Below are 7,136 nucleotides of genomic sequence, written 5' to 3'. Positions count from 1 at the left end.
TCCTACCCCAGAACCTACCCCGGAACCTACCCCAGAGCCTACCCCAGAACCTACCCCAGAGCCAAATGATAGTGAACCCAACTAGTTTTGTTTGCTAGCGGGTTTAAATTCCTCCTTGAGATCGGCAAAACTTGCTGTGGGTCATTGACTAACTTTGACTTTTAAAACATCCTCTCAGCACGATGATATAAATGATTATACTGTTTATTCAATTTCCCCAATACCTAGGATTTTAGCCATGGTTTTACCGACTCTTTCACCACAAACTATTGATCATCGGTGGGCGGAGATCATCCTAGTTCTCAGTCTGACCAGCAGAAATAGTTAAAATTTGGGCTTGGCAAAAATTACGTAAACAATCATGGTGGATGACTCTTACTTAATCAAAAAAATCACTAAATTTTTAGTAAAAATATTGAAGTATCCAGTGATTATTGGCACTGTAATTGCCACAGTGTTAATACTGGGATTGCAGAAACTGCAAGTATTACAGGTACTGGAGTTAAAGGTCTATGACCAGATGATGCAAATGCGTACTGATCCCGGTAAAGATCCCCGTTTATTAATTGTCTCCATCACCGAAGAGGATTTGCAAAGATGGGGTTGGCCTTTATCTGGTGAAGTACTCAATCAGCTTTTGAGCAAACTCGAAGAACATCAACCCATTGCGATCGGTTTAGATATCTTCCGTGATTTACCTGTACAACCAGGTCATGAACAACTTCTACAACGCTTAGTGCGGAGTGATTCGATTATTTCTATATGTAAACATACCAATGTTCGAGAGCCTGGTATTGCAGCCCCTGCGGGAGTAAAACCCGGGCGGGTAGGATTTAGCGATCTTGTGGAAGATACAGATGGTTTGATTCGCCGTAATCTCATAGCAGTGAAAGTGGAAAAGTCTGACATTTGCCAAAGTAGCTATTCCTTAAGTTGGAGGTTAGCCCTGAAATACTTAGCACTGCAAGGCATTCCACTGCAATCAAACGTGAATCAGGAACTACAATTAGGTGATGTGATATTTACACCCCTCAAAAGTAACTCTGGGGGTTATCAAAATGCAGATACCAGAGGCTACCAAATCTTACTGAATTACCGTTCCCCAGGTAACATTGCCGAAAAAGTTACTGTTACACAAGTACTTGCAGGTAAAATTACACCAGATTTAGTCAAAGACCGAATTGTTTTAATTGGTTCCACAGCACCGAGCCTAAAAGATATATTCAATACCCCATTTAATACTGGAAAAGCTGATAATTCCGGTAGGATGGCAGGGGTAGAAATACATGGACACATGATTAGTCAGATTCTGAGTGCGGTTTTAAATAACCAGCCTCTGTTTTGGTTTTTACCCGGTTGGGTTGAAGTTCTTTGGATAGGGTCATGGTCTGTACTGGGGGGATATTTAGCCCGGCGTCTGCGATATCCATTCAGCTTAGGACTGCGGTCAGTCGCATCTTTGCTGGTTTTATTTGTGGGTAACTTTGTAATTTTTACCCACGGCGGATGGTTTCCCGTGGTTGCGCCTGCACTGGGTCTGGTAGTTGCAAGTGTAAGTGTGCTGGCCTATAGCGCTCATGATAGTCAACGGGAGAAAAAACAAATTATACAACTGTTGCAAGCACAAAAAGAATTAATTGCTGAGTTGCAAAAACAACAAACAACTGTCACACCCACACCAGAGCCTGATTATTTAGGAAAATTACTCACAACCCAGACATTACTGGGAAAGCGCTATCAAATTATCAATAATTTAGGGCGGGGAGGATTTAGCGAAACTTACTTAGCCCAAGATATTCAACGCCCAGGAAATCCCCTGTGTGTTGTGAAGCAGATGCGCCCTGTCCGTCAAGATAAAGAATATCTGAATCTAGTCAAACGGCTATTTCATACCGAAGCAGATATTCTGGAAATCCTGGGTAAACACCCACAAATACCCCAACTACTAGCTTTTTTCTCAGAAAATAATAATTTTTATTTAGTCCAGGAGTTTATTCCAGGTCATACCTTGAAACATGAGTTAACTTCCGGGATATGTTACTTACGGTCTGAAGTCATCAACATCCTCACAGAAGTTTTACAGATACTGGTTTTTGTCCACAGCTATGATGTCATTCATCAAGACATCAAACCCAGCAACTTAATGAGGCGAACAACAGATGGACACATTGTCTTAATTGACTTTGGGGGTGTGAAACAACTGCAAGCCCAAAACCATGTCTTAGATTCAATTATCTTTGCTTCTCGTGGTTATGCACCTCCTGAACAAATGAGTGGTATACCAAAACTCAATAGTGACATTTATGCTTTGGGAATAATTGCCATACAAGCCTTAACAGGGCTAAATCCTCAAGAAAAAGAGTTTGGTAGGGATCTGAAAACTGGTTTCATCATTATTCCTGCAGTATCTCCTAGTGGTGAGCAGACTTGGCAAGATTGGTCGGAACTAGCGGATACTACTGAGGAATTGACCAGAATATTAAATAAAATGGTACATCTCCACTCCTATCAAAGATATGAGTCAGCAATGCAGGTGTTAGAGGATATTAATAACTTGCTCTCAAAACATAGTGGGAGCGTGAGAACCCCTACGCTTTAGCGAGGGGATGAAACCCGACTCAAGGGGATTTATCCCCATGTTTCCTCATTTCCCGCAACGTCTTAAACAACTTTGTCCAGAATATGGTATAAAAATAACGCTGACTGAAGAAGCGTATACATCAAAAGCCTCTTACCTGGATGGCGATCGCCTCTACAAACATGGTGAAAAACCCAATGGATGGAAACCGTCAGGTCAAAGGGTAAAACCCGGATTGTACAAAACTTCTGCTGGGATACTGGTAAACGCTGACTGTAACGGTGCTGCAAATATCTTAACAAAAGTAGCCACACAGCTAGGTGTTAGCCTAGCCAAGGTGGGTAGGGGAGCTTTGACACTCCCAAGACGAGTTGATTTCTTTAAAGGATTAAGTAAATCATATCGTAAACATTGAATTTTGAGGATTTTTCATATTGTTTACTTAACCACGTTGCGCTATATACTAAAAATACTTATAAACACACAATATTCTTTATTAAGGAAAAACCATGCACAATCGTACGGTCAGGGTAAATACATGGCTCCAGTCTTAAAGCAGACATTGAAAGATGTTGAAAACTGTAAAGGTGTATTTTGCCAAATCAAGAGAGGTTGGCTGGGTAGGATCTGTTGTAGTATATTTTTCGTCGTATTAACAAATCCAGCATATGCCAAGACCTATGAGCAGATGATGACACCAATCGCCGGTAGGCCTGATATAATAACACAGGAATCTACACTCGAAACCCATCCCCCCCCGACTAATACTGCACCCCTAGAAGCTATTCCTAGTCAATTTAAAGTTCAAGGATTTGAATTTTTAGGTAATACGGCCTTTAGTGACGAGAAATTAAGGGCAGAAATTCAAGATTTTCTTGATCAAAAAATTACCTTTGCTGATTTACTAACAGTAGAATCGCGGTTAAATAAGTTTTATGTTGATAATGGTTTTGTTAATTCTGGGGTGGTAATTGAAACTCAAAACCTTTCTGCTCAAGGTGCAGTAGTCAAAGTTACAATCATAGAGGGAGGTATTGAGGATATTAAGGTTAGGGGAACCCAACGCTTAAGACCGGAGTACATCCGTTCCCGGTTGGCTTTAGCTGCACAAACTCCCCTGAATCAAAATCGCATCCTAGAAGCCCTACAACTTTTGAAACTCGATCCTCAAATTCAAAATATATCGGCACAATTAACACCAGGAGTGCGACCAGATTTAAGTTTATTAGAAGTTACCGTGACAGAAGCCGATACTTTTCATATCGATATCTTTACTAATAACGGTCGCTCTCCGAGTGTAGGTACATGGCGACGGGGGATTAAAATTAATCAAGGTAATGTCTCCGGTGATGGTGATAGTTTAACTGTGAGTTATGCCAACACTGATGGTAGTAATGTCATAGATTTGAGCTACACTATCCCCTTGAATCCCAGCAATGGTAAACTGCGATTAGCCAGTGGGTTGACCAGAACTAACGTCACCGAGCCGCCCTTTGACAGACTCGATATTACTGGCGACTCTAGCTATTACGAAGCTGGTTTGAGTCAACCATTATTTCAAACTCCTAATCAAGAATTCGGTTTAAGTGTGATTTTTTCCCATCAACACAGCCAAACTAAACTGGAAGCGGAAGGTTTTCCTATATCTCGTGGTGCTAATAATGATGGGAAAACTCGGATTTCTAAAATTGCTTTCTCTCAGAATTGGCTAACACGCAAGCCAACCTCAGTATTAGCTTTTTACTCTCAATTTAATTTAGGGGTGGGATTATTTGATGCTACTATTAACAATCAGCTGCCCGATAGTCGGTTTTTTTCATGGCGTGGACAAGGGCAATATGTGCGTGCCTTAAATCAAAAACGTGATATGTTACTGCTGCTGCGTTCTGATTGGCAGTTAGCTACAGAAACTCTTGTGCCATTGGAACAGTTTAGTGTCGGGGGAATTTCTAGTGTGCGGGGTTATCGTCAGGATGCTCTATTAACAGATAATGGCGTTGTCGTCACAGCAGAGGTTCAGTTACCTGTGTGGCGACTATCCAAAAATGAAAGCGTGTTATCGGTGATTCCCTTTGCAGATTTTGGGGTCGGGTGGAATAGTGATCATACAGTTAAATTAAATACTAATACTTTGATGGGTTCTGGCTTAGGTCTGCAGTGGCAGACTGGTCAGTTAAAAGCTCGTATTGACTGGGGAATTCCCCTGATTCATGTCAAATCTCAGGATAGAACATGGCAAGAAAGCGGTTTATATTTCTCTGTGGAGTCCAGGTTATGAAAATTCCAGGGTTAATCAAACATCCCAGTTATCAGTTATTCCTTCAGATATTCATCGGCTTAATTACTACTGCAAATATGCAGATGGTAAACGCCCAACTCACACCAGACAATAGCTTAAACTCCACAGTCAGGAATGATACAGTAAATAACCGTGACCTGATCGAAGGGGGAGCCATCCGTGGGAGTAACTTATTTCATAGTTTCACTGATTTTAATGTCGGCGCTGACAGAGGGGTTTATTTTAGTCACCCCGATAATGTTGGTAATATTTTAACCAGGGTGACGGGAAGTAATCCTTCTAGTATTTTGGGAACCTTGGGAGTGTTGGGTAATGCTAACCTGTTTTTAATTAATCCCCATGGTATTAATTTCGGTGCTAATGCTCGGTTAGATGTCAAAGGTTCCTTTGTGGCTGCCACTGCGGATAGTATTATCTTTGATAATTATGAGTTTAGTAGCACAGATACCACAGTAGCGCCGTTATTAACTGTGAATGTTCCCAATGGGTTAAGATTTCGGGATCATCCAGGAAATATTACCCTGACTAATTCTCGTCTGAGTATTCCAGAGGGTAAAACTTTAGCTTTGATTGGGGGTGATGTCAGCCTGAATAACACTCAAATCAACTCCCGGCGGAGTACAGTACAGTTGGGTGGTTTAACTCAAGCCGGAAGGGTTGATATACATGAAAACTTGGGTTTGAGTTTTCCCGATAGTTTGGGTGGCGCAGCCACAAATATCACCAGGGGAAATATCAGCATCAGTAATGGTACTTCTATTGATGTTGCTGCTGGGGGTGGTGGGAGCATAACAATAAATTCCCAAAATTTACAGATAACTGGAAATAGTCAGCTGCGTGCTGGGATAGCACCGGGGATGGGTTCACCAGATGCCCAAGGGGGAGATATTCAGATTAATAATACTGATAAAATCACCCTGGATAACTCATTCATATTTAATGGCGTATTCGGCCAAGGAAATGCTGGGAATATCCACATCAGTACTTCTAGTTTAACTGTGAAAGACGGTGGTTTTATTGATGCCGGTATATTTGGTAAAGGTAATACAGGAGCGATCGCAATTACAGCCACCGATGGAGTGACTCTGACAGGGGAAAATAGTCAAGGATTTAGCAGTTATATAGCTAGTACTGTACAACAGGTAGGAGAAGGAAATAGTGGGGCTATCACTGTTGATACTTCTACCTTAACCCTGGAAAACGCAGCTAATCTTAATGCCTATACTTCGGGTAAAGGTAATGCCGGCGCTATTAAAATTACAGCATCTGATGGAGTGACTCTCAGGGGGGAAAATAGTCAAGGATTTAGTAGTTATATAGCTAGTACCGTACTAAGTACAGGAGAAGGAAATAGTGGCGGTATCACTATTGATACTTCTACCTTAACCTTAGAAAAGAATAGTTTTATTAATGCTAGTACCTTTGGTAAAGGTAATGCCGGAGACATAAAAATTACAGCCACTGATGGAGTGAGTCTCAGGGGGGAAAATCGTCTGGGATTTAGTGCTTATATAGCTAGTACCGTACTAAGTACAGGAGAAGGAAATAGTGGCGGTATCACTATTGATACTTCTACCTTAACCCTGGAAAACGCAGCTAATATTAATGCCAGTACATCTGGTAAAGGTAATGCCGGAGCGATAACCATTACAGCTACTGATGGAGTGAGTCTCAGGAGGGAAAATAGTCAAGGATTTAGTAGTTATATAGCTAGTACCGTACTACGTACAGGAGAAGGAAATAGTGGGGCTATCACTATTGATACTTCTACCTTAACCCTGGAAAACGGAGCTAATATTAATGCCAGTACCCTTGGTAAAGGTAATGCCGGAGCGATAACCATTACAGCTACTGATGGAGTGAGTCTCAGGGGGAAAAATCCTCAAGGATTTAGTAGTTATATATCTAGTAGAGTAAGACCTACAGCAGAAGGAAGTAGTCGGGGTATTACTATCAACACTTCCACCTTAAGCCTGGAAAACGGTTCTTTGATTACCGCTGATACTCGCGGTAAAGGTGATGCAGGGGTGATAACAATTACGGCAACCGAACAAGTAGCGATGTCAGGCATCTCTTTTGACAGAGGATCAAACAGAGATGTGGGCGGCATTTTAGCCTTCACCCTCACAGATAACAATGCCGGTAACATCACCATCAACACCCCCAGATTCCAAATTTCCGACGGAGCCGGAGTAGAAGCCTTTACCCAAGGCGCAGGTAACGCCGGTAATGTTACCATCACCGCACCTCAAATAGTAG

Annotated in this window: 4 protein-coding genes; all 4 read left to right on the top strand. The window is 41.7% G+C overall.

Features of this window, described 5'->3' with window-relative positions:
• Window positions 1–361: 361 nt before the first annotated feature.
• Window positions 362–2,599, top strand: a complete 2,238-nt coding sequence (locus PN457_RS10410; protein WP_271733208.1) for a CHASE2 domain-containing serine/threonine-protein kinase — start codon at window positions 362–364, stop codon at window positions 2,597–2,599.
• Between the two features lie 37 nt (window positions 2,600–2,636).
• Window positions 2,637–2,993 (top strand): zinc ribbon domain-containing protein, encoded by a 357-nt coding sequence (locus tag PN457_RS10405; protein ID WP_334310757.1) that lies wholly within the window; start codon window positions 2,637–2,639, stop codon window positions 2,991–2,993.
• A 123-nt stretch (window positions 2,994–3,116) separates the two neighbouring features.
• Complete coding sequence (locus tag PN457_RS10400; RefSeq protein ID WP_271733207.1) at window positions 3,117–4,856, top strand: ShlB/FhaC/HecB family hemolysin secretion/activation protein; 1,740 nt, start codon at window positions 3,117–3,119, stop codon at window positions 4,854–4,856.
• On the top strand, window positions 4,811–7,136 hold a 2,326-nt coding region (locus PN457_RS10395; protein WP_271733206.1), incomplete at its 3' end, for a two-partner secretion domain-containing protein. The genes PN457_RS10400 and PN457_RS10395, both read left to right, overlap by 46 nt.

It is taken from the genome of Anabaenopsis arnoldii (assembly GCF_028331025.1).
GTDB classification, from domain to species: domain Bacteria; phylum Cyanobacteriota; class Cyanobacteriia; order Cyanobacteriales; family Nostocaceae; genus Anabaenopsis; species Anabaenopsis arnoldii.
Note: the sequence above shows the minus strand (reverse complement) of the source record. Positions and strands in the feature narration are given on the sequence as shown.

Bases quoted from the DNA above. Each gene is read 5' to 3' on its own strand.
- PN457_RS10410 (WP_271733208.1), top strand. From the start codon at position 362: ATGGTGGATGACTCTTACTTAATCAAAAAAATCACTAAATTTTTAGTA.
- PN457_RS10405 (WP_334310757.1), top strand. From the start codon at position 2,637: ATGTTTCCTCATTTCCCGCAACGTCTTAAACAACTTTGTCCAGAATAT.
- PN457_RS10400 (WP_271733207.1), top strand. From the start codon at position 3,117: ATGGCTCCAGTCTTAAAGCAGACATTGAAAGATGTTGAAAACTGTAAA.